Here is a 21,928-nt window from a genome sequence, read left to right as displayed (position 1 = left end):
CGGAGCCGTGAGGAGTCGAACCGGATGGGGGACGACGGCGCATCCTGAACCGGTGCCGCCGACAGCACGCGCGACCCGCCGCACCGGGCCTATTCTGGAAGAACCGCCGATCCCCCGCACGTCACGACACGAACGCCTATCCGAAGGACGGCCCCGGCCTCCATGGTCATGCCCGACCCCGGCGACGACAACGCGCCGACCCAACGGATCGAACCCACCGCGCCGACCGCACGGCCCGGCCCCGGCGACGCCTCCTCCCGTACGGGAGCCACGCGCTGGGTCACACGCGTCCTGCGCCCAGGATCCGCGCGGTCCGGTGACACGGCGCCCACCCGCGTCGCCGCCCCCGCCGCGGACCGCACCAGCGTCCTGCCCGGCACCGCCGGCGCGGGTCCCTCCGCCCCGGCGGCGAGGGCCGGGGACCGACAGCCCGCCGCGGTTCCCAGCGGCCGCGCCCCCTGGTGGCGGACCCTGTTCGGTCCGCTCCTGGACTGGATGGCCCGCCTGGTCGCCCGCGTGGTGGTCGGCCCCGCCGGCGACCTCGACTACGCGGTCCCCGCCGAGCTGCGCCGCCGCTACCGGGTGCTCGACCACGTCGGCGCGGGCGGTGAGGCCATCGTCTACCTGGCCGAACCCACCGACTCCCCCGGACGCGGGCTCGCGCTCAAGGTCTACCGGCCCGGGCACGACATCAACCGCGAACTCCTCGACCGGCTCCGTGCCCGCAGCACCGCATCACCGCACGCCCCCGCCATCCACGGCTACGGCACCGCGACCAGTGCCTGGGGCGAGGACCTGGCCTGGGAGGCCCAGGAGTACTTCTCCCAGGGGTCACTGCGTGCGCTCATCGACCAGGCGCCCCTGGAGGAGGACCGGGCCCGCGCCGTGGTCTCCGCGATCGCCGAGTGCCTGCACCACTGGCAACACGAACTCCAGCACAACCACACCGACGTCAAACCGGAGAACCTGCTGGTACGGTCCCTGGACCCGCCGGTCCTGGCACTCACCGACTTCGGCGGCGCCGTGCGCGCCACCATGAGCCGCGTCTACGGCGGGCTGGCCGTCACCGAGGACTACGCCGCGCCCGAGGTCGTCGAGGGCCGCCGTGAGGCACCCGCCGCCTGGTGGTCCCTGGGCGTGATCGTGCACGAACTGGTGGCCGGCCGCCGCCCCGAGCGCGGCGGCAACTGGCTGACCGCCCGCAACACCGAGGTGGACATCTCCGCGATCACCGACGAGCGCTGGCGGCTGCTGGCCCGCGGCCTGCTCGCGCTCGCCCCGTCCGCGCGCTGGGGGTACGAGGAGGTCGTCCAGTGGCTGGCCGGTGAGCGCCCGCAGATCCGCACGGCGCGTCGGCTGCGCCCCATCGACTTCGCCGGAACCAGCCACGAGGACCCGCCGAGCCTGGCCTTCGACCTGCTCGACCGCTCCGAGACCGGCGCCATGTGGCTGCTCAGCCACTGGCCGCAGCTGCGCACCTGGCTGGACCGCGAGGTCAACGACTACACCTTCGACCGTGCCTACCTGACCGGCCTGGACGAGCACCCCGGACGGGCGCACGTGGCGATCAGCGCGCTGGCCGCCCGGTACGTGCCGGGGATGCCGCCGCGCTTCCGGGGGCACGAGATCAGCGCCGACGGGCTGCTGGCCCTGGCCACCGGCGAGGCCAGCCGCCACGCGGTGGTACGCGAGGCCGTGGTCTCGGGCGCGGTCGGGCTGGGCGCCCAGCACTGGTGCCCGCACCCGGGCTGCCGTTCGGGCGGCTCGGGTCGGTGCGCCCTGCTGGAACGCGTCCAGTACGAGGTACCCCTGATCATGCGGCGGGTGTCCGAGACCGTCGACCGGCTGGTCGGCTCAGGTCCGGACGCGCCGCGGAGCCCGGACACCCACGAGGCGGACACCGCGTGGGCGCGGGCCGTCGAGCTGGTACTGGCCCCCGAGACCGCCTCCCAGTATCGTTCACTGCTGCGGCGCCAGTCCTGGCACCCCCGCCAGCGCAGCACCGCTCCGCACGCTCCCTGGTGGGCGGAGCAGCGACGCCTGGCGTTGCGTGACGGCGGCACCGGACGCGACGCCCTGGCCACCAGGAGTGCCCTGGTCACCGCGTTGCTCCTGCTGCCCGAGGCCGCCCGGGTGGGCAGCGGGATCACCGAACGCGAGCGCGCCGACGGCAGGGCACGCCGCCAGGACCGGTGGGCGGCACTGGCCGGTTCGGCCCGCGAGCGCTGGTCGCAGGCCAGGGAGCGGGTGTCCGCCGCGAAACGGCGCAGAGCCGAGGCCGCCACGGCACCGACCAGGCCGAACACCCCCTCCGCCCCGGGCCCCTACGATCCCGCCGGCACGCAGGAGCCCGCACTGAGCCCCCGGGAGCAGGAGCGCAGGAAGCGCCAGGTCGACCGGACCATGAACCAGATCCAGCGAGCGATGTCGGCGGGCAAGTGCCGCCGCTTCGCCTACCCGGCGGCGCTGCTGGGTCTGGTGGACGGACTGGGTCGGGTGGTACGGCCGCAGGAGGGCTTCTATCCCGAGAGCGAGTTCGGGACATCGGCCTACACCGGCCTGCTGGACGCCAGCAACGGCGCGGTCCTGGGCTGGCTGTCGGAGGTGACCAGCTCGGTAACCGGTCTGCTGCCGGACGGCGTGGACACCGCATGGTGGCTCCCGGTGCTGTTGTCGATGGTGCTGGTGGTGCTGGGGCGCTCGGCGGCCAGCAAGAAGCCCGGTGCCCGGGCCCGCCGCCGTCTGGGAGCGTTCCGCCTGGCCATGGTGGGATCGCTGTTCATGGTGATCGTTCTGTTGTCCACGGGCCTGGTGGCACTGGGCTCTGGCGTGCTGATTCCCCTGGACGGTCTGCTCGGCTGACCCGCGTGATCCCCCTCATACGACCCTGGCCCTCTGAGGAGGCTTCCCACACCCGCGGACCGCGACGGTCGGGGCGGTAGAGGCGGCAGTGGGCTATGATCACCCGGTTCGGCACACGGCCGGACGACACGACGGGGAAGCGGGTGATCAGGTGGGTGACGTGATCGGACTGCGTGCCGGAGAGTACCGGGCGGGCATCGACCGCACGGGGGCTGGCCTGCGGGCGCTCACCTGGCGCGGCCACGACGTGGTCTGGCCCTACGGGAAGGACGGACCCACCGCCTTCCAGGGCCAGGTGCTGGCACCGTGGCCGAACCGGGTCACCGAGAAGGGCTACCGGTTCGGCGGTACCGAATACCGGTTGGAGCCCAACGACCCCGCCACGGGCACTGCCATCCACGGCCTGGTCCACGGGCGGACATGGTCACCGGAGTCGGTGTCCGAGGACGCTGCCACGCTCTGCCTGGGCTTCGAGGGCACGAGCGGCTTCCCCTTCCCCATGGAGCTGACTGTCACGTACCGACTCGCCGAGGACGGACTGACGGTCACCACCACCGCCCGCAACCGGGGCGGCTCGCCCGCCCCCTTCGGCCTGGGCTTCCACCCCTACCTGACCCTGGGAGAGCCCTTGTCTGCGCTGGCCGAACGCGGCGAGTTCGCCCTGGAGGCCACCGCGGGCACCCGGCAGCCGGTCGACGAGCAGATGCTGCCGTCGGGCGCGCCCGTCCCGGTGGACGGCGGGCTGTTCGACTTCCGTCCGCCCGGCCGCCAGCTCGGCGACACGGTCCTGGACACCGCGTTCTCCGCGCTGGAACGGGACGGCGACGGACGCGCGTGGGTGCGGGTCAGCGGCCCGGAGCACCGGGTTTCGCTGTGGTGCGACCGGAGCTTCGGCTGGCTGCAACTGTTCAGTGCTGACACCCTCAACGGAGCCGACCACCGGGCCCATCTGGCGGCCGAGCCGATGACCTGCCCGCCCAACGCGCTGGCCACCGGCACCGACCTGATCGTACTCGCGCCGGACGAGACGACCGAGCACACCTTCGGCATCACCGCCGAGCCTCTGGGCTGACCCTTGAAGGTGGCGGGGGGCGACGGGCGGGCGAAGCGGAGCGGAGCGGAGCCCCAAAGACAACACTGCCTAAGCGCGGTTGAGCATGCCGCTGAGCCGCTCGAGGTCCTCCGCGGTGTCGATGTCCTCCGGACTGGCGATGTCGTCACAGGCCACAGCGGTGACCAGATGCGAGTACGCCCGCAGGAACGGGCGCGCCCCCACGTCGTGCACGGCCATGGTGTAGACGGCCGACCAGTGTTCGCGGCCCAACAGCACCGGGTTGCGCTGGTTGCCCTGGTAGGTGGCCACAGCGGCGCGGGCACCCTGCTCGTGCGCGTGCACCAGGCGGCGTACCGCCTCGGGAGTGACCAGGGGCTGGTCGGCCAGCGCGATCAGCACCGCGTCCACCGTGTCGGGCAGGGCGTCGATCCCGGCGCGTACCGACGACCCCATGCCGGTCTGCCAGTCGGGGTTGTGCACTGTGTGGGCGCGGCCGACCACCGTGTCGGCCGCGCCCAGCACCACCATCACGGGAGCGCATCCGCCCTCGGTCAGGGTGCGCACGCCCCGGTCGACCAGGCGCTCACCACCCACCTCCACCAGCGCCTTGGGGCGCCCGAGTCTACTTCCGGAGCCCGCCGCCAGCAGTAGGCCCGCCACCAGGCCAGCACGTGTGCGCTCTCGTTCCTCCGCGTCCCCAGTACCCATGACGTGATGATGCCACGCGAAGGCGCGTCGGATGGGCCGCCTGGCACAGCTCACACGGACGCGTTCCGCGGTCGTTCACCTACCCTCGCCTTGACCAGGCACTTCGGCCCCCTACAGGTTTCGGTTCACTTGGCGGAGTGACCGAATCCGGCCGGAACCAGGGGCGCCCCCGGAGTGTCGTGGTGGATCCGGCCATCGGTCTCACGCAGCGCACGACCGCTGCCGCCCCACCGGGTCTGGACCAGTTCCGCGGCGATCGACACCGCTGTCTCCTCCGGGGTGCGCGCCCCCAGGTCCAGACCGATCGGCGAGTGCAGGCGGCCCAGCGCCGCCTCCTCCACCCCCGCCTCGCGCAGCCGCTCCAACCGGTCCTCGTGGGTGCGCCGCGAACCCATCGCGCCGATATAGCCCGCACGGGTCCCGAGGGCGGCCCTGAGCACCGATACGTCGAACTTCGGATCGTGGGTGAGCACGCAGATGGCGGTGCGCTCATCGATCTCGTCGGCGACCTCGTCCAGGAACACGTGCGGCCACTTGACCACCACCTCCTCGGCGGTGGGGAACCGCTTGGCCGTGGCGAACACCGGCCGGGCGTCGCACACCGTCACCCGGTAGCCCAGATAGGTGCCGAGGTCGGCCACGGCCGCCGCGAAGTCGATCGCGCCGAACACCAGCATGCGCGGTGCGGGCGCGAACGACTGGACGAACACCTCCAGTTCGTCGCCGCGCCGCTGTCCGTCGGCCCCGTAACGCAGCAGGCCGGTGCTGCCCTGAGCGAGCATGCCCCGCACGTCGTCGTCCAGCGCGTCAGCCAGCCGGTCGCTGCCCGGGTCGCCCTCGGCGTGGCCGGGCCAGACCACGCGCCGCCGCCCCGTCCTGTTCGCCCCGGAGGGATCGGAGACTACGGTGGCCACGGCGACGGGCTGGTGCTCGTCGATGGCGCCGATCACCGAGCCGAGCTGGGCGTAGGCGGCCCTGCTGATCGGCTCGACGAACATGTGCAGAGTCCCGCCGCAGGTCAGCCCCACGCTGAAGGCGTCGTCGTCGCTGACCCCGTAGGTGCGGCGCACCGGCACGCCCGTACGGATGACCTCCAAGGCCTCCTCGTAGACCGCGCCCTCCACGCAGCCGCCGGAAACGCTTCCGACGACCTCGCCGGAGGCGCTGACCAGCATCGCCGCCCCGGCGTCGCGGGGTGCGCTCTTGTAGGTGTCGACCACCGTGGCCAACGCGAACGTCTCGCCCGATGCGTACAGGTCGGACACGGCCGCTCGGATGTCGCGCACGCGGTACCTTCTTCCACGTTCCGTCAAGTGGCTCTCGGTACCAAACTACGTGTTCCACACGACACCGGGGAGCCCCGGATCCTCAAGAATCCGGCGGCTCCTCCGGGATGTTCCTACGAGTGGCCGGGTTCCTGAGCCTCTCCGCGGTCGTGCAGCAGTGCGCGAAACTCCGCCAGGTTGCGGTGGGCGAGCTCTCCGTCGGCGCTCTGGATCCCCATCACCGCCAGGGTTGTGCCGTCGGACAGGTCCGCCGAGGGCCAGGGCTCGCCAGTGGGCATCCGAATGTCCACCATCTCGGCCCACGACAGCATGTGGGTGCGGATGCTGTTGACCACCGTCACACCCTCGCTCGTGGCCACGAGCCGGGGTCGGGCGAGCAGGTGCAGGGCCGCGGCGATGGCCAGGCCCAGCCCCACCATCAGGATCCGGTCCATGACCCCCCAGTCCCCCGGCAGGAGCACGGCGAGCACCGCCAGGGTGGTCACGATCAGCAGGGCCAGACCGTAGGCGACCAACCGCACCGCCCGGGGCCGCCACGTCCTGGGCAGGGCCGACTGCTTCGACGCCTCGTCCACGAGCTGTTCCTTTGTCCGCACCGACTACTCCGCTCCTGGCCGGCCCCGCGTGTCCGGGGCGCTTACCCGACGGGAACACCGTCCCCGTCCGCGCGACCCTGCCCGGTCAGCGGCGCAGCCCGCGCAGGACCGCCGCCGTGTCCAAGGCCGCCAGCGCTGCCTCGGCACCCTTGTTCTCGGCGCTCTCCGGCAGGCCAGCGCGGTCACGCGCCTGTTCCAGAGTGTCACAGGTGAGCACACCGTTGCCCACGGGGGTGGAGTGGCGTAGAGCCGCCTCGGTCAGGCCGTGGGTGACTGACTGGCACACGTAGTCGAAGTGCGGGGTACCGCCGCGGATGACCGCGCCCAGGGCGATCACAGCGTCGTGCTGGCGGGCCAGCTCCTGGGCGACCACGGGAATCTCGACCGACCCGGCAACCTCCACCACGACGGGCGCGGCCACTCCCGAGGCCTTCACCACGTCCAGGGCGTTGGCGAGCATCGGCTGGACGAGGGCCGCGTTCCACCGGGTCGCGACGATGCCCACCGACATTCCGGAGGCGTCCACAACCTGCTCGTCCGGACGTCCTTCACCACTCATGGGTCCTGCTTTCTGTCTGTGTTGTGCGGGGGGTCGGTGGTCCCGAGGCAGCAGGCCTCGCTCCGGACCGCGTCACGGGGTTCCGCTGTCTTCGTGCGCCGGTCTCAACGGGTGAATCCGGTCAGATCGTGACCCATGCGGTCGCGCTTGGTACGCAGGTAGGTGATGTTGTCCTCGGTAACGAAGGACGGCATGCTCACCCGCTCGTCGACCCGCACGCCGTGGCGCTCCAGCCCTTCGGCCTTGTCGGGGTTGTTGGTCAGCAGTCGTACCGAGGACACGCCCAGGTCGGCGAGGATCTGGGCACCGGCGCCGAACTCACGGGCATCGGCGGGCAGGCCCAGGCGCAGGTTGGCGTCGACGGTGTCCACACCCTGGTCCTGGAGACTGTAGGCGTGCAGCTTGTGCAGCAGGCCGATCCCCCGGCCCTCGTGTCCGCCCAGGTAGACCACCACTCCGCGCCCCTCCGCGGAGATGTCGGCCATGGCGGCTTCCAGCTGGGCACCGCAGTCGCAGCGGTGGGAGCCGAACGCGTCGCCGGTGAGGCACTCCGAGTGCAGGCGTGCCAGGACGTCGGCGCCGTCGGACAGGTCGCCGTAGACCAGCGCGACGTGTTCGGCGCCGTCGGTGGTGCCCTTGAACCCGACCGCGCGCCACTGGCCGTACCGGTTGGGCATGCGGGTCTCGACCATGCGGGTCACCAGCGGCGGGTGGGCCTCGGTGTCGGTGAGGACCTCACCGAGCGCGGCGCGGTGGGCGGCCAACTGCTCCACCGACACCAGCTTGAGCCCGTGCTCGTCGGCGAACTCGCGCAGCCGCGGCAGGCGCGCCATGGTGCCGTCGTCGTTGACGACCTCGGCGAGCACGCCCGCGGGCCGCAGCCCAGCCAGGCGGGCGAAGTCGACGGAGGCCTCGGTGTGGCCGCGCCGGGCCAGGACACCGCCCGGCCGGGCGCGCAGCGGCAGGACGTGACCGGGGCGCACGAAGTCGGCGGGACGTGTCCCCGCTGAGGCCAGCAGACGGACGGTACGGGCACGGTCGGCGGCGGAGATACCGGTGGTGACCCCCTCACGGGCGTCGACGGTGACCGTGTAGGCGGTACGCAGGCTCTCCTCGTTGCGCGCGGTCATCAGGGGCAGGTCGAGGCGGTCAAGGTTCTCGCCCTCCATGGGCACGCACACCACGCCGGAGGTGTAGCGGATCATGAACGCCAGGAGTTCGGGTGTGGCGAGTTCGGCGGCGAAGATGATGTCGCCCTCGTTCTCGCGGTCCTCGTCGTCCACCACCACGATGGCCCGCCCGAGGGCGAACTCGGCGATGGCCTCCTCGACGGGGTCCAGGACGGCGGACTGCTCGATCTCGGTGGTGGCCGGGGTGGCGTCGGTGACGGTCATGCCGCTCCCTGGGATGGCTCGTGGGTTGAGGTGGTGTGTCGGATGGCGGCCCGGCCAAGCGGGTCCGCCCCCTGCTTTCCGTGTGCCGGGGTTCACGCCCGCGGACGGAGCGGGGCCACGGCGGTGATCCGCTCGACGTACTTGGCGATGACGTCCACCTCGACGTTCACGGTGGCTCCGGCGGTGAGGCCTCCCAGGGTGGTGGCCCTCAGAGTCTCGGGAATCAGGCTGACCTCGAAGAACTCCTCCTGCGCGCCGGGCTCGCTGACCGCGGAGACGGTGAGGCTGGTGCCGTCGACGGTGATGGAGCCCTTCTCGACCACGTAGGGGGAGATCTGGGCGGGCAGCCCGAAACGGAGAACATCCCAGTTGTCGCCGGGATTCCGGGAGAGCAGGCAGGCGGTGCTGTCGACGTGCCCCTGAACGATGTGGCCGCCGAGGCGGCCGCCCACACGGGCGGCGCGTTCGAGGTTGACGGGGGAGCCGACGGTGAGTGAGCCGAGAGTGGAGCGGTCCACCGACTCCTTCATCACGTCGGCGGTGAAGGAGTCCCCTCCACTGCCGACGACGGTCAGGCACACGCCGTTGACCGCGATGGAGTCACCGTGTTCGACGTCCGAGCTGACCAGGGGCCCATGCGCGGTCAGCAGCAGGGCCTCGCCCGTGCCACCCGCAGCTTCGACGGAGACGACCTCGCCGAGTTCTTCCACGATTCCGGTGAACACGCCCTTGTTTCCCTTCGCCTGGCAGGCTCCGGGGGAAAGGGGGTGTGGAACGGGTCCACGGCAAGGCGGTACCGGCTACCGCGCGCACAGGGCGCGGCGGACGGACCGTCTCGACACGTACTGCCTCCCATCCGGACTTTCACCGTCGGCACCGGAATTCCACCGGTTCAACCGGCCGATGGACTCGGCCGGGTCGCGGACTGTCACCGCCGGTTCGGAATTACACCGACCCCGGAGCACGTGTTTGACTGTTGTCTCAACATTTCGGATCATAACCCCTCCTCAGTCGGAGCGCATAGCCGTTGTGACGCGGATCATCCGCGTCCACCGTCGTCAGAGGCGTCCGGGGAGGCGTCGGCTGAGGTGCTGCCGGGCGTGTCGCCGGTAGCGCGCGAGCCGTTCCCGCCGGACTCTTCGGCTGAGGCCGCGGCGGGGAGGCCGTCCGGGGCCTGGGGCCGCACGGCCAGGCCGCTGCGCACGAACATCTCCGGGGCGAGGTAGGAGGCCCAGAAAGCGATCCCTGCGTAGGAGACGAACGCCACGACCGACTCGGCCAGCCCGGTCAGGCCGCCGAAGACCACGTCGACGACCACCTGGACGAGCACGACCACCGAGATGCCGAGGACGAAGCGGGCGATCCGCGAGACCAGGGTGCCCCGGGCGCTGTACCAGCCGCGTCCGGCGAGCATGGTGAAGCCGAAGATCCCGCCGAGCAGGGCACCGGAGACGGTGTATAGGCCGGTGAGGGTGTGTCCGGCCGGGTCGGTGGGGCTGGCGCCGATCCAGTCGGCGGGAACCGTCCAGTCGCCGCGCACCAGCAGCTGCCACAGGGTCGCGGCCAGGCAGGGCAGCAGGACGGCGGCGAGGGCGTAGCCCGTCCAGCGGGCCGTGCTCAACCCCAGCCACCAGGCGGCGATCCGGTCCTCCCAGCGCAGGGCCGCCCACAGCACGGCGGCGCCCAGCAGCAGACCGACCAGGACGTCGCTGATGAAATGCGCGCCCAGGTAGACCCGCGAGAGGGCCACGAGCGCGATGACGGCGGCGGCCGCCCACAGCACGGCGCGGCGGCCGGACCGGAGACCGAGGTAGCCCCAGGTGACCGTGGCGCCCTGGGCGTGTCCGGAGGGGAGGCCGAAGCTGGCATGGCTCGCGTAGGCCTTGACATGGGCGTCGAACCAGGAGGGCCGTGCGCCGTAGAACACCGACTTGAGCAGGTAGTTAAGCATGCCGGAGGAGGCGACCACGATGAAGAGGCGGGCGCCCAGTCCGGGGCTGACACACCAGAAGACCAGGGCGAGCACGACGATGATGACGGCGTGGGAGCCGAGGTGGGTGATCGCCCCCAGCGGATGGGCGAGCCAGTCCCCCAACCCTTGGAGCCACCGGATGGGGGTGGTCTCCGCCTCCCACAGCACGTCCATGGCCAGGTGCTCGGCCTTCCAAGCGTTCAACGCGCAACTCCCACGGGTCCGCGCCTGGCAACGCGCTCACGCCGCGCCGCTCCCCCGCACGCGCGAACGCGGAGGGGAAGACGGAGCCGCGACCAAGCGGAATCAACGACTATGAGTCGCACAGCCTAGGGCCGCAGGCCGCGCGTGTACCACCCGCGCGCGCAGCCGTGTCGGGATCGTTGCGCACGGGCTGGCCTGGAGGTGGGGGCGGGTCGGCCCCGTCAGGGTCACTCCCGCCCGGATGCCTTGGCGGCCAGGGAGCGCAGGGAGTCGACGGCCCCGGACGGGTCCTGTGCTCCGTAGACGGCCGAACCGGCGACGAAGACGTCGGCCCCGGCCTCGGCGGCGCGCTCGATGGTCTCGGCGCTGACACCGCCGTCGACCTGGAGCCAGACGGAGGCGTCGCGGCTGTCGAGGAGCTCCCGCGCCCTGCGGATCTTGGGCAGGACCATGTCGAGGAACTTCTGGCCGCCGAAACCGGGCTCGACGGTCATGAGCAGGAGCATGTCCATCTCGCCGATGAGGTCGGCGTAGGGCTCGACCGCCTCGGCGGGGTTGAGGGCCAGGCCCGCGCGGGCACCGAGGCGGCGGATCTCGCGCAGGGTGCGCACGGGCGCGCCGGCGGCTTTGGCGTGGATGGTGACGCTGCCCGCGCCCGCCTCGGCGTAGGCCGGGGCCCAGCGGTCGGGCTCCTCGATCATCAGGTGGCAGTCCAGCGGAGTGTCGGTCGTCTTGATCAGGGACTCTACGACCGGCAGTCCCAACGTCAGGTTCGGGACGAAGTGGTTGTCCATCACGTCGACGTGGAGCCAGTCGGCGGACGGGGACACGGCGGCCGCTTCGTCGGCGAGGTGCGCGAAGTCGGCGCTCAGGATGCTGGGTGAGATCTGGATGGCCACGGGTGCAGTGTAACCACGGAGCCCGGAGCTGCGCGTACGCGGTCGGGTGGGGTCCGCTCCCGTTCTCACGGGAACGGGGATGATCCCATATCGCACCTTTACAAAGTAGATCAATACAGTCCTTCCTCCGGGCACTGGCCGAGAGGGATGAGAAGGGGTGACCCGGCGCGCACGGGCGCCGCAGGAGTACTCTTCGCCCCACCCGCCCTGATCGACCGGAGGATTCCCGTGAGTGAGGACACCGAGGTGAACCTGGGCGTCGTCTGCGAGCACGCCGACGCTCTCCGCGACCGGATGCGACGGGTACCCGAAGGACCCGCTCTGGTCGATGCGGTACTCGGGGCCGCCCGCGACGGCGAGGACGTGTCTGCGGCACTGGCCGACCTCCAGGGGGCGCTGGCCGCGACCGACGAGCAGGGGTTGGCCGGATACACCGACGGCATCCACTACGTGGGCTCCCAGAACTTGGGAGTGGCCGGGATCGGCCTGCCCCGCCCCGCCTCCGCCCTGTACGGATGTCCGAGGCAACGGTGTGCGCGGACCTGGGAGCCCACACCGGCCGAGGACGTGCCGGTCTGCCGGGTCAGCGGCACGCCCCTTCGCCCCTCGCGGAAGGGGTAGGGGCGTGGGCGATCTGTGGGCGGAACTGGGCAAGAGGCTCACCGAACGATGGGTGAGCGCCCTCGCCCTGCCCGGAGCCCTCTACCTGGCGGTGGCCGCCGCCGCGTACGCCCTCGGGTGGGCCGCGGCGTGGGACGTGGGCCACCTGGTCGAGCGGATCACCGGCTGGGCCGAGGATCCGCGTGTGGACACCTTCGGCGGGCAGGTGCTGGTGTTCGCGGCCGTGGTGGCCGGTAGCGCCGCCGCGGGACTGGTCGCCCGGGGCCTGGGCTGGCTGGTGGAACGGCTGTGGACGGCCGCGGACTGGGACCGCTGGCCGCCGCCGCTGCGCCGCTGGACCGAGCGGTGGGTGGAGTCGCGGCGCGGACGCTGGGACCGGCTGCGCGAGGAGGTCGAGCGGGCACGCCATGAAGGTGACGGAGCGGTGTTCGCGACGGCCTACGACCGGATGGCGCGGCTCTCCCCCGAACGGCCGGAGCGCCCCACCTGGTGCGGTGACCGGATCGGGGCCGTACGGACACGGCTGGCCCGCGACCACCAGGCGGACCTGGCCGTGCTGTGGCCGCACCTGTGGCTGGTCCTGCCGGAGGAGGAGCGCGCCGAGGTCGCCGGGGCCCGTGAGGGGCTCTTCCGTGCCACGGGGCTGACGGCGTGGGCGCTGCTGTACCTGCCGCTGGCCGTGTGGTGGTGGCCCGCCGTGTTCGTCGCCGCCGCCCTCGCGGCGATCGCGTGGGTGCGGACCCGGCTGGCGGCCGGGACGTACGCCACCCTGGTGGAGGCCACCGTGCGCCTGCACGTCGGCGAGCTGGCCGACCGGCTGGGGATCGCGCACGGCGCGGGGTTCGGAGCGGAACTGGGAGAGAGGCTGACCCTGCGCCTGCGCGCGAGCATGCCGCCGGTGCGCACACCCGCGCCGCAGGCCTCCGAGGGTCCCGTGCGGGAGCGTTGGGACAGCCAGCGCTGAAAGGCGCCAGGACGGAGCGGGTCAGGCCTCCTCGGCCTTGCGGAACAACGCCAGGAACATCGCGTCGGTCCCGTGGAGGTGCGGCCAGAACTGGACGTACCTTCCCTCGGGGCCCGCTGCGAGGTCTGGCACCTCGTCCAGGTAGTCGGCGGCGCGCAACAGCGTGAGGTCGCCGCGCTCGGAGAGGATCCCGCGGACGACCGCGTCGGTCTCCTCCAGGTGCGGCGAGCACGTCACGTAGGCGACCACCCCGCCGGGGCGTGCGGCCTCGACGGCACTGACCAGCAGTGCGTGCTGGAGCGTCGACAGCTCTGAGGCCGAGGTCTCGGTGCGCCGCCAGCGTGACTCCGGGCGGCGGCGCAACGCGCCCAGGCCGGTGCACGGAGCATCCACCAGCACCCGGTCGAAGGCCTTCGGACGCCAGGCGGGCGCGGTGCCGTCGGCGACCACGGCCCGCCCCGCCTCGCGCGGGGCACGGCGCACCGCCTTGGCCACCAGACCGGCGCGTGCGGGCTGTACCTCGGCGGCCAGCAGACGGGCGCCGCGCTGCCCGGCCAGGGACGCCAGCAGAGCGGCCTTACCGCCCGGCCCAGCGCACATGTCCAACCAGCGGGCGTCGTCACCGTGGGCGTCGACCCTGGTCAGGGCCAGGGCGACCAGCTGGCTGGCTTCGTCCTGCACGGCGGCGCGGTTCTGGTGCACCTCCCGGATCGCCGCGGGATCGCCCTCGGGCAGGTAGGCGGCGAACGGCGAGTAGCGGGCCTCCTCGGCACCGGCGGCCACCAGGTCGGCGACGGTGGCACGGCCCGGCTTGGCCACAAGCGTCACCCGGGGGCGCTCGTTGTGCGCGGCGAGCAGGCGCTCGGTCTCGGTCAGTCCGCCGGCGGACCGCTCCCCCAGCGCCCGGGCCAGTTCCTTGACCACCCAGCGCGGATGGCTGTGTACGACCGACAGGTACCCGCTGGGGTCGACGGCGCGGTCGGGGGCGACCACGGACATCCATTCGTCCAGGCCACGGGCGGACACCCGGCGCAGGACCGCGTTGACGAACCGGCCCCGGTGGTGGCCGACGACCCTGCGAGCCAGGTCCACGGTCGCGCTGACGGCGGCGTGCGGCGGGATCTTGGTGGACAGCAGCTGGTGGGCTCCCAGGCGCAGTAGCGGCACTACCTCGGAGTCCACCGAAGCGAGCGTGCGGTCCACGCAGCGTTCCAGGACGGAGTCGTAGGAGCCCTGGAGACGCAGGGTCCCGTAGGTCAGCTCGGTGGCCAGGGCGGCGTCGCGGCCGCTGATACCGCGCTCGTTGAGCAGGGATGGCAGCAGCAGGTTGGCGTAGGCGTCGCGCTGGTCCACCGCACGCAGCACGTCGTAGGCGACCCGGCGCGCGGGGTCGCGGGGCCTGGGCGGCCCGGACCCGCCCTGACCGCCGCCCTGACCGGGCTTTCCACCTCTGCGGGGGCGGCGGTGCGGGGATCGGGACTGCTCACTCAACGTGTGTGCCTCAACAAACCGGGGACGGGGCCTGCGGGCTTGGGCCCGCCAAGGTCGAGACTACGGCAGCTCAGGAGCCCAGGCGGTCGTCTCCGGTGGGACGCACGCCACGTGCCCAGTCGACCGCGGCCATGGCGCGCTTGCCCTGGGGCTGCACCTCGCCCAGGACGACCGGGTGAGTGCTGGTTCCGACGATGACGCGCCTCTTGTCGACGTGCAGCTGGCCGGGGTCGAGCATCGGTGTGTCGGCGTCGGGAAGGGGGGTGACGGGGCCGAGCTTGAGGCGGACGCCGCGGAAGGTGGTCCAGGCACCGGGGGCGGGGGTGCAGGCGCGGGCCACCCGGTCCACGCGCAGGGCGGGGGCGGTGAAGTCGAGCTCGGCGTTCTCGGGGGTGAGCTTGGCGGCGTAGGAGACGTCGTCGGCGGGCTGCTCGACCGGGCTGAGCTGCCCGGCGGCGATGCCGTCGATCGTGCGCACGAGGAGTTCGGCGCCGGAGACGGAGAGCCGTTCGAGGAGTTCACCGCTGGTGTCGGTGGGACGCACGTTCTCGACGAGGGTGCCGTAGACCGGTCCGGCGTCGAGCTCCTTGACGATCTGGAAGGTGGAGGCGCCGGTGAGGTCGTCACCGTGCAGGATCGCGTGCTGAACGGGCGCGGCACCGCGCCAGGCGGGCAGCAGGGAGAAGTGCAGGTTGACCCAGCCGTGACGGGGGATGTCGAGTGCGGACTGCGGCAGGAGGGCGCCGTAGGCGACGACGGGGCAGCAGTCGGGGGCGATCTCGGCCAGCCGCTCCAGGAACTCGGGGTCGCCCGCCTTGGCGGGCTTGAGGACCTCGATGCCCTCGCCGGCGGCGAGTTCGCCGACGGGGCTGGCGGAGACCCTCCGGCCGCGCCCGGAGCGGGAGTCGGGGCGGGTGACCACGGCGGCGACCTCGTGGCCGGAGTCGATCAGCGCGCGCAGGGACGGCACCGCCACCTGTGGTGTTCCGGCAAAGACAAGCTTCATCTGGTTGTTGGGCGTGGACACCCCGTCCTCCAGGGCGGGGAGAAGACGCCCTCTCCTTTCTGTCACTTTCCTGTCGCTTTCCGCTACTAGATCACAGAGCGGTTACTACGATGTGACCCATGGCGAGGAAGACGGTGAAGCGGGCGTTCAAGTACTGGCTCTACCCCGCCGATGCGCGGGCAGCGGAGCTGTCGCGCACGTTCGGGTGTGTGCGCCTGGTCTAGGACAAGGCTCTCGCCGAACGCACCCGGGCCCGGCACCAGCGCCAGGAAAGGGTGGGCCGCCCCCCAGACCCCGGCGATGCTCACCGGCTGGAAGAAGACCAAGGATCTGGCCTTCCCCGACGAGGTCGGCGCCGATGCGGGGACCACGTCCTTGGTGACGTTGTCGACGGGGAGGAGGTGGTCGTGGTCGAGGACCTGACCGTGCGCAGCCTGCCGAAGAACGGCACCCTGGCGCGTGCGGCCTCGGACGCGGCGTGGACGCGGCTGCGGTCGGTGCTGGAGTACGAGTGCGCGTGGTACGGGCGGGACCTGGTCGTGGCGGACCGGTTCCTTCCCTCCTCCAGGCTGTGCTCGGCGCCCGGGTGCGGGTACGTCCACGCGTGGCCGGCGTCGGGTGCGCGCGAGTGGAGGTGTCCCAGGCGCGGCACCACCCATGACCGTGACGTGGACGCGGCGAGCGGCCTCGAAGCCGCCGGGCCGGCGGTGCTGGCCTGTGGAACTGGTGTGAGACCTCAACGGGAGTCCTCCCGGACGGGGCGACCGGCGACGAAGCAGGAAGGCCACGGGGCGACCCGTGACGGGGCCCGGGCCCCGAACCACCGTCAGGTGGTTCCGAAGCCCCCTCCTTGAGGAGCGGGGAGGAAGCCAAGCGCGGTATCCCCTCCACTCGCCCGGGACCACGACCGGGTTCCCGTGTGCGGGGTCCGCGGAGGGGGAAGCGGGGGAGCCCACGGGCACGGTCTGTCGGGTCTCCAGTTCTACCAGTTACCGGGAACGGGACCCGCCCACGCGGCGGCGGTGTCGCCGCGTGGGCGGACGCCGCCGGATCCGTCGCACGGGGCCGTGTCGCACCCTTCTGATAGACAAAGAGTGATGACAGCGCAGCCCGGCCAGCCCGACAGGGCCCTCTTCGACCTTCCGGAGCAGGAGAAGAGCAAGGCCCCGGCGACCAGGAAGTCCCGCCGCCCGGCCCCGCGCAGGCCGGCCGAGCGGCTACCGGTCGCGCGCGTGATCGTGGACACCCCGCTTCCCCACCTGGACCGGTACTTCGACTACCGGGTACCCGCCGACATGGACGAGGCGGCGGTGCCCGGCTGCCGGGTCAGGGTGCGGTTCAACAACCGCCAGCTGAACGGCTTCCTGGCCGAGCGGGTGGAGACCTCGGAGTTCTCGGGCAGACTGGCGTACCTGGAGGCGGTCGTCTCTCCGGAACCGGTACTGACCCCCGAGATCCTGGGACTGGCCCGTGCGGTCGCCGACCGGTACGCGGGCACGCTGAGCGACGTACTGCGCCTGGCCGTGCCGCCCCGCCACGCCCGCGTGGAGAAGGAGGAGGCCAAGGCTGCCGAAGCCGCGGACACGTCCGAGGCCGGTCACGGCGCGGCGGGGGCCGCCGACGAGGACGGTTCCGCGTCCGGAGCCGAGCCGGGAGCGGCGGAGCCCGGCCCCTGGGCGAACTACCCCGAGGGCCCCTACTTCCTGCGGGCTCTGCACGAGGGCCAGCCCGCCCGCGCGGTGTGGAACGCCCTGCCCGGCACGGACTGGGCGGAGTCGGTGGCGGTCGCCGCGAGGGAGACACTGGCGGCGGGACGCGGCACGGTGGTCGTGGTGCCCGACGGCCGCGACGTCGAGGCCGTCGACACCGCGCTGAACCTCCAGTTGGGCGGCGGGCGACACGTGGCGCTCACCGCCGGCCTCGGGCCCGCGGAACGTTACCGGCGCTGGCTCTCGGTGCTGCGCGGCCGGGTCCGGGTGGTGGTCGGCACGCGCGCGGCGGTGTTCGCGCCCGTCCGTGACCTGGGGCTGGTGGTGCTGTGGGACGACGGCGACGACGTGCACGCCGATCCGCACGCCCCCTACCCGCACGCGCGCACGGTGCTGTCGATGCGCGCGCACCGCGCGGGCGCCGGTGCGCTGATCGGCGGGCACACCCGTACCACCGACGCCCAGCTGCTCGTCGAGTCGGGGTGGGCGCACCCCCTGGTCGCCGACCGGGCGACGCTGCGCCGGCTCGCGCCGATGGTGCGCGCGGCCGGGGACGACCGGGAGCTGGCACGCGACGAGGCGGCGCGGTCGGCGCGGATGCCGAGCGTGGCCCTGCGCGCGGCGCGTGAGGCCGCACGTACCGGCCCGGTGCTCTTCCAGGTGCCGCGCCGGGGTTACCTGAACACACTGGCGTGCGCCGGATGCCGCGAACCCGCACGCTGCGACTCCTGTCGGGGTCCGCTCGCGGTGCGCGGTTCCCACGCCATGCCCTCATGCGGCTGGTGCGGCCGGGTGGCCGGCCAGTGGGCGTGCCAGGAGTGCGGTGTCACCCGCATGCGCGCCGTGGTGGTGGGCGCCCGGCGCACCGCCGAGGAGCTGGGCCGGGCCTTTCCCTCGCTGACCGTGCGCACCTCGGGCCGCGAGGAGGTCCTGTCGCGGGTGGCGGACTCGCCGTCGCTGGTGGTGGCGACCCCGGGCGCCGAACCGGTGGCGGAGAACGGGTACGCGGCGGCGGTGCTGCTGGACGGCTGGGCTCTGCTGAACCGGATGGACCTGCGCGCCTCGGAGGAGGCGTTGCGGCGCTGGTTGAACGCCGCGGCGCTGGTGCGGCCGGGCGGCGCGGTGGTGGTGTCGGCCGAGGTCTCGCTACCGGTGGTGCAGTCGTTCGTGCGCTGGGACCCTGCTGGCTTCGCCGAGCGCGAGTTGGCCGAACGCCGTGAGCTGGGCTTTCCCCCGGCGGTGTCGATGGCCTCGGTCACCGGCGGCCAGGAGCACGTGCGTGAGCTGCTCGACCAGATCGAGCTGCCCGAGGCGGCCGAGCTGTTGGGACCGGTACCGGTGGGGTCGGACCGCGCGGTCGGCCCGGACGGCACCGACCAGACGGAGCGCGCGCTGCTGCGGGTGCCCCGCGCCGGGGTGGGCGCGCTGACCCGGTCGCTGAAGGTGGCGGCCTCGGCGCGCAGCGCGCGCCGGGACGAGCACCTGGCGCAGGTGAGGGTGGACCCGCTGCACGTGGTCTAGTGCGTCGGCCGCAAGCGTTGTCGGCCTCCGCCAGGAGTCCCCCGCGCGGGGGCCGGGTCCGCCCCTCCGTGGTGAAAACGAATCAGCGGTCGTATCCCGCGCGGTACAGGTCGCGCAGAACCGCCACCTCGGCGCTGTGATGGATGATCTCCCGGTTGAGGTGGAGCACCAGCGCGACCATCGGCAGGTCCGCCCACTGGGGTGACTCGGCGTCGCCCACGGGCGCGGCCAGGCCGTCATCGTCCATCGCCTGGATGTGCCCGGACCAGGTCTCGTAGGCGTAGCGCAGCCGCTGCTTGGCGTCGGTGGCGGTCGAAGGCCAGTCGATGCCCCTACTCGTGGCGGTGCGGTCGCCGAAGTGCCAGTTGATACGGGTCTCCAGCACTTCCACGACGATGTGCCCGAGCCGCCAGGCGATGGTGGTCACCGGCGGCGGATCCGGTTCGGGAAGGGCCAGGTCGGGCTGGTGCCGCCCGCCCCGCACCTCGCGGACGGTCCAGGCACCGGGTACCGGCTCCCAGAGGAACTCCTCGTCGGTGAGCCCCTCCAGCCTGGGCCACAGGGAGTACTCCCAGTAGAACTGGAGTTGGGCCAGCACCTCGCCGGTCCAGTTCACCGCCATCGGCGTGTTCCCCTCCCCCGCTCGGATGACCTGCGGCCGAGTCCTGCCAGGGTTCCGGTTCCCTGACCGGACACGTCCTCGTCCGGGTAGGGCCACCATTCTATATCGGCGGCCCCCGGCTCAACCGGCAGGAACGGTGAGAAAGCACTCTCGACCACCGCCCGCGGCGCCGGGGAGGCGAGTGCGAGGTAGCCACCACCGCGCATGAGGGTGTGCAGGTCCTCGATCCCGGCGGGCGGGCCGTCCGCGGGGAAGGGACGTGTCATCAGAACGGCGACGGGCTCGTCGAAGTCGACGAGCCCGGAGGTGCTGAGGCGGCGCAGGAGCGCGTCGGAGCCGGAACCGTCACCGGAGAGCACCGTGGTGCCCGCGCCGGAGAGCATGCCCGCCGTGCCGTGCGGGGCGACGTGGACCACCGAGGCGTCGGGGGCGGCGGCATGGACGCGCTCAGCGGTGCCGGGAACGGGACAGCCCCAGTCGACGAACTGTCGCACGCCCGCGTCGGCGCACAGGTAGGCGATCACCCGCCCCAGGAAGGCCTGGTGCAGGCGGGTGTGCACGGTGCGCTGGGTCTCGGGTGGCTCGCACTCCCGTGGACCGAGACTGACCACGCGTGAGCGCTGGCCGGGGACCGGCACGGGTTCGCGTCCGCGGAACGCGGCCGTGAGCGGGCCTGTCTTGGGTCCTCGGACGTTGGTCACGATCACGTTCCCCCAGCCGGTTCGCTCGCGGGAGGCAGGACGCGCCGCGGGGTGGGCCGGTCGGGCCCGGGTAGCGTCGCGCCATGCCGTCAGGGCCCGATGGTACCGCCTGGGAAAGTGATCCTCAGCACATGGGTGAGTGGTATGTGCCCCATTTCGCCCTTTGTGGACCCTTGCGACACAATCGAGCAGGCAACGTCCGCGTTCCCTTCCGCCGAGCGCGCAGAACATTCGGTGCCCCGAGCTCGAAGGGGCGGGCGGGGCCGGCGTCCCGTCGCCAGGGGCACCCAAGGGACCCACCCCGCCGCAGGGGGCCCGGCGGGGTGGGTCCCTCCCCCCGGTCGTAACAGCTTGTCAGAGCACTCGCTCGGGGTCCGGCACCGGGGCCAGGCGACCGTCGCAGTCGGCGTACTCCCAGCGCGGCCCGTGTGCGACCAGGTCGGCGATCGCGCCGACGAGCCGGTCCACGTGCTCCCAGGTGGTGCCCACGCCCAGGCTCGCCCGAACCGCCTGTGTGTGGCCCTCGGGCAGCAGGTGGCGGGTGAGCGGATGAGCGCAGAACAACCCGTCGCGCACCCCGATCCCGTACTCGGCGGACAGGGCGGCGGCCAGCAGATCCGCGGGCAGGCCGTCCACGGTGAACGACACGATGCCCACCCGGGGGTGCTCGCCGCCCCACAAGGTCAGCTCGGTGAAGCCGTCGACCTCGGCCAGCCCCGCGCGCAACCGCTCCAGCAGCGCCGACTCGCGGATGTGCAGCAGTTCCTGCGTGACTGGGGTGAAGGTGTCGCAGACGGCGGCCAGCGCCACGGCGCCCAGCACGTTGGGGCTGCCCGCCTCGTGCCTGGCGGGCAGGTCGTTCCACACCACCTCGTGTTCGGTGACCGACTGGGTGGCACCACCGCCGGAGAGGTAGGGCACGGCCTCGCGCAGCCAGTCAGCGCGTCCGGCCAGTACACCGGAACCGAAGGGGGCGTAGAGCTTGTGGGCGGACAGGGCGACGTAGTCGGCACCTGTCTCCTCCAGGCTGAAGGACAGGTGGGGCACGTACTGGGCGGCGTCCACGACCACGCGGGCGCCCTCGGCGTGCGCGGCCTCCACCAGCTCCTCCACCGGCCAGATCTCGCCGGTGACGTTGGAGGCGGCGGTCACGCACAGCAGCCGGGGCCCCTCGGGGGCCCCGCGCAGTGCGGCGCGGGCGGCCTCCACCGCGCCGCCGGGGGTGGCGGGCAGGGGCAGGCGCACCACACGTCCGGCTGGGGAGGCGGAGTGCTCCCAGGGCAGCAGGCTGGCGTGGTGCTCGGACTCGAAGACCACGACCGTGCAGCCCTCGGGCACCGAGCGGGCCAGCAGGTTGAGGGCGTCGGTGGTACCGCGCACGAACACCACGGCGTCCGCGGGCTGGGAGCGTGTCCCCAGGAAGCGGGCCACGCTGCGCCGGGCCCGCTCGTAGGCGTCGGTACTGACCTGGGAGTGGTGGCCCGCGCCGCGGTGCACGCTGGCGTAGTAGGGCAGCGCCTCGGACAGGGCCTCGGCCACCGGGGTCAGGCAGGGTGCACTGGCCGCGTAGTCGAAATTGGCGTACTCGACACGCTCGCCGGTGACCAGGGGGACGCCCTCCTCGGAGGCGACGATCGTGCACCGGTCGGTGTCGGACGAACGCACCGAACGGGCGGAACGGGCAGTGTGGATGGAGCTGACAGTGGTCATGGGACACCTCGCCTGCGGGTCGTGGGACCCGCGGGGTGCCGTAACGGCG

At 72.6% G+C, this 21,928-nt stretch carries 18 protein-coding genes, 1 pseudogene and 1 riboswitch; of the genes and pseudogenes, 6 read left to right on the top strand and 13 right to left on the bottom strand.

Annotated elements, in window-relative coordinates:
* Positions 1-162: 162 nt before the first annotated feature.
* Together AC0T5L_RS13015 and AC0T5L_RS13010 are read left to right on the top strand one after the other, a co-directional pair.
* A complete protein-coding gene (locus AC0T5L_RS13015) occupies positions 163-2,862 on the top strand; it encodes a protein kinase domain-containing protein (RefSeq protein WP_476165688.1) in 2,700 nt (899 codons plus the stop codon).
* A gap of 151 nt (positions 2,863-3,013) precedes the next feature.
* Positions 3,014-3,934: an aldose 1-epimerase family protein gene (locus AC0T5L_RS13010; RefSeq protein ID WP_476165687.1), complete on the top strand. Its 921-nt coding sequence runs from the start codon at positions 3,014-3,016 to the stop codon at positions 3,932-3,934.
* Positions 3,935-4,003: 69 nt separating this feature from the next.
* Here the strand turns inward: AC0T5L_RS13010 and AC0T5L_RS13005 are convergent, their stop codons facing one another.
* From AC0T5L_RS13005 to rpe, 8 genes are all read right to left on the bottom strand, one after another.
* Complete coding sequence (locus tag AC0T5L_RS13005; RefSeq protein WP_476165816.1) at positions 4,004-4,576, bottom strand: nucleotidyltransferase family protein; 573 nt, start codon at positions 4,574-4,576, stop codon at positions 4,004-4,006.
* 173 nt (positions 4,577-4,749) lie between these two features.
* Positions 4,750-5,910, bottom strand: coding sequence for an XdhC family protein (locus tag AC0T5L_RS13000; RefSeq protein WP_476165686.1), 1,161 nt, complete (start codon positions 5,908-5,910; stop codon positions 4,750-4,752).
* 113 nt (positions 5,911-6,023) lie between these two features.
* Positions 6,024-6,485: a PH domain-containing protein gene (locus tag AC0T5L_RS12995; protein WP_476165815.1), complete on the bottom strand. Its 462-nt coding sequence runs from the start codon at positions 6,483-6,485 to the stop codon at positions 6,024-6,026.
* A 106-nt stretch (positions 6,486-6,591) separates the two neighbouring features.
* Positions 6,592-7,065 (bottom strand): 6,7-dimethyl-8-ribityllumazine synthase, encoded by a 474-nt coding sequence (gene ribH, locus AC0T5L_RS12990; protein ID WP_476165685.1) that lies wholly within the window; start codon positions 7,063-7,065, stop codon positions 6,592-6,594.
* Between the two features lie 104 nt (positions 7,066-7,169).
* Entirely contained in the window at positions 7,170-8,459 is a 1,290-nt protein-coding gene (locus tag AC0T5L_RS12985) for a bifunctional 3,4-dihydroxy-2-butanone-4-phosphate synthase/GTP cyclohydrolase II (protein ID WP_476165684.1), read from the bottom strand.
* 92 nt (positions 8,460-8,551) lie between these two features.
* On the bottom strand, positions 8,552-9,184 hold the full coding sequence (locus AC0T5L_RS12980) for a riboflavin synthase (protein ID WP_476165683.1): 633 nt from the start codon (positions 9,182-9,184) through the stop codon (positions 8,552-8,554).
* A gap of 113 nt (positions 9,185-9,297) precedes the next feature.
* A riboswitch (FMN riboswitch) is annotated at positions 9,298-9,428 on the bottom strand.
* A 70-nt stretch (positions 9,429-9,498) separates the two neighbouring features.
* A complete protein-coding gene (locus AC0T5L_RS12975) occupies positions 9,499-10,605 on the bottom strand; it encodes a phosphatase PAP2 family protein (RefSeq protein WP_476165814.1) in 1,107 nt (368 codons plus the stop codon).
* A 257-nt stretch (positions 10,606-10,862) separates the two neighbouring features.
* Positions 10,863-11,534 (bottom strand): ribulose-phosphate 3-epimerase, encoded by a 672-nt coding sequence (rpe, locus tag AC0T5L_RS12970; RefSeq protein ID WP_476165682.1) that lies wholly within the window; start codon positions 11,532-11,534, stop codon positions 10,863-10,865.
* Between the two features lie 228 nt (positions 11,535-11,762).
* On the opposite strand from rpe, the gene AC0T5L_RS12965 reads away from it, so the two are divergent.
* Together AC0T5L_RS12965 and AC0T5L_RS12960 are read left to right on the top strand one after the other, a co-directional pair.
* A complete protein-coding gene (locus AC0T5L_RS12965) occupies positions 11,763-12,155 on the top strand; it encodes a hypothetical protein (RefSeq protein WP_476165681.1) in 393 nt (130 codons plus the stop codon).
* A 4-nt stretch (positions 12,156-12,159) separates the two neighbouring features.
* Entirely contained in the window at positions 12,160-13,119 is a 960-nt protein-coding gene (locus AC0T5L_RS12960; protein WP_476165680.1) for a hypothetical protein, read from the top strand.
* A 21-nt stretch (positions 13,120-13,140) separates the two neighbouring features.
* Here the strand turns inward: AC0T5L_RS12960 and AC0T5L_RS12955 are convergent, their stop codons facing one another.
* Entirely contained in the window at positions 13,141-14,610 is a 1,470-nt protein-coding gene (locus tag AC0T5L_RS12955) for an RsmB/NOP family class I SAM-dependent RNA methyltransferase (RefSeq protein WP_476165679.1), read from the bottom strand.
* 70 nt (positions 14,611-14,680) lie between these two features.
* Entirely contained in the window at positions 14,681-15,616 is a 936-nt protein-coding gene (gene fmt / locus AC0T5L_RS12950; RefSeq protein WP_476165678.1) for a methionyl-tRNA formyltransferase, read from the bottom strand.
* A gap of 119 nt (positions 15,617-15,735) precedes the next feature.
* On the opposite strand from fmt, the pseudogene AC0T5L_RS12945 reads away from it, so the two are divergent.
* Positions 15,736-16,470: pseudogene (locus AC0T5L_RS12945) on the top strand (helix-turn-helix domain-containing protein).
* 243 nt (positions 16,471-16,713) lie between these two features.
* On the top strand, positions 16,714-18,846 hold the full coding sequence (locus AC0T5L_RS12940; RefSeq protein WP_476165677.1) for a primosomal protein N': 2,133 nt from the start codon (positions 16,714-16,716) through the stop codon (positions 18,844-18,846).
* Between the two features lie 82 nt (positions 18,847-18,928).
* Here AC0T5L_RS12940 and AC0T5L_RS12935 read toward each other — a convergent pair whose 3' ends face one another.
* The 3 genes from AC0T5L_RS12935 to AC0T5L_RS12925 all read right to left on the bottom strand — a co-directional run bounded on the left by AC0T5L_RS12935 (position 18,929) and on the right by AC0T5L_RS12925 (position 21,879).
* Positions 18,929-19,468, bottom strand: coding sequence for a DinB family protein (locus tag AC0T5L_RS12935; RefSeq protein WP_476165676.1), 540 nt, complete (start codon positions 19,466-19,468; stop codon positions 18,929-18,931).
* Positions 19,459-20,169, bottom strand: coding sequence for an SAM-dependent methyltransferase (locus AC0T5L_RS12930; protein WP_476165675.1), 711 nt, complete (start codon positions 20,167-20,169; stop codon positions 19,459-19,461). Before AC0T5L_RS12930 ends, AC0T5L_RS12935 begins: the two co-directional genes overlap by 10 nt.
* A 354-nt stretch (positions 20,170-20,523) precedes the next feature.
* A complete protein-coding gene (locus tag AC0T5L_RS12925) occupies positions 20,524-21,879 on the bottom strand; it encodes an aminotransferase class V-fold PLP-dependent enzyme (RefSeq protein WP_476165674.1) in 1,356 nt (451 codons plus the stop codon).
* Between the last annotated feature and the right edge of the window lie 49 nt (positions 21,880-21,928).

The organism is Nocardiopsis sp. TRM 82005 (genome assembly GCF_056312425.1).
Note: the sequence above shows the minus strand (reverse complement) of the source record. Positions and strands in the feature narration are given on the sequence as shown.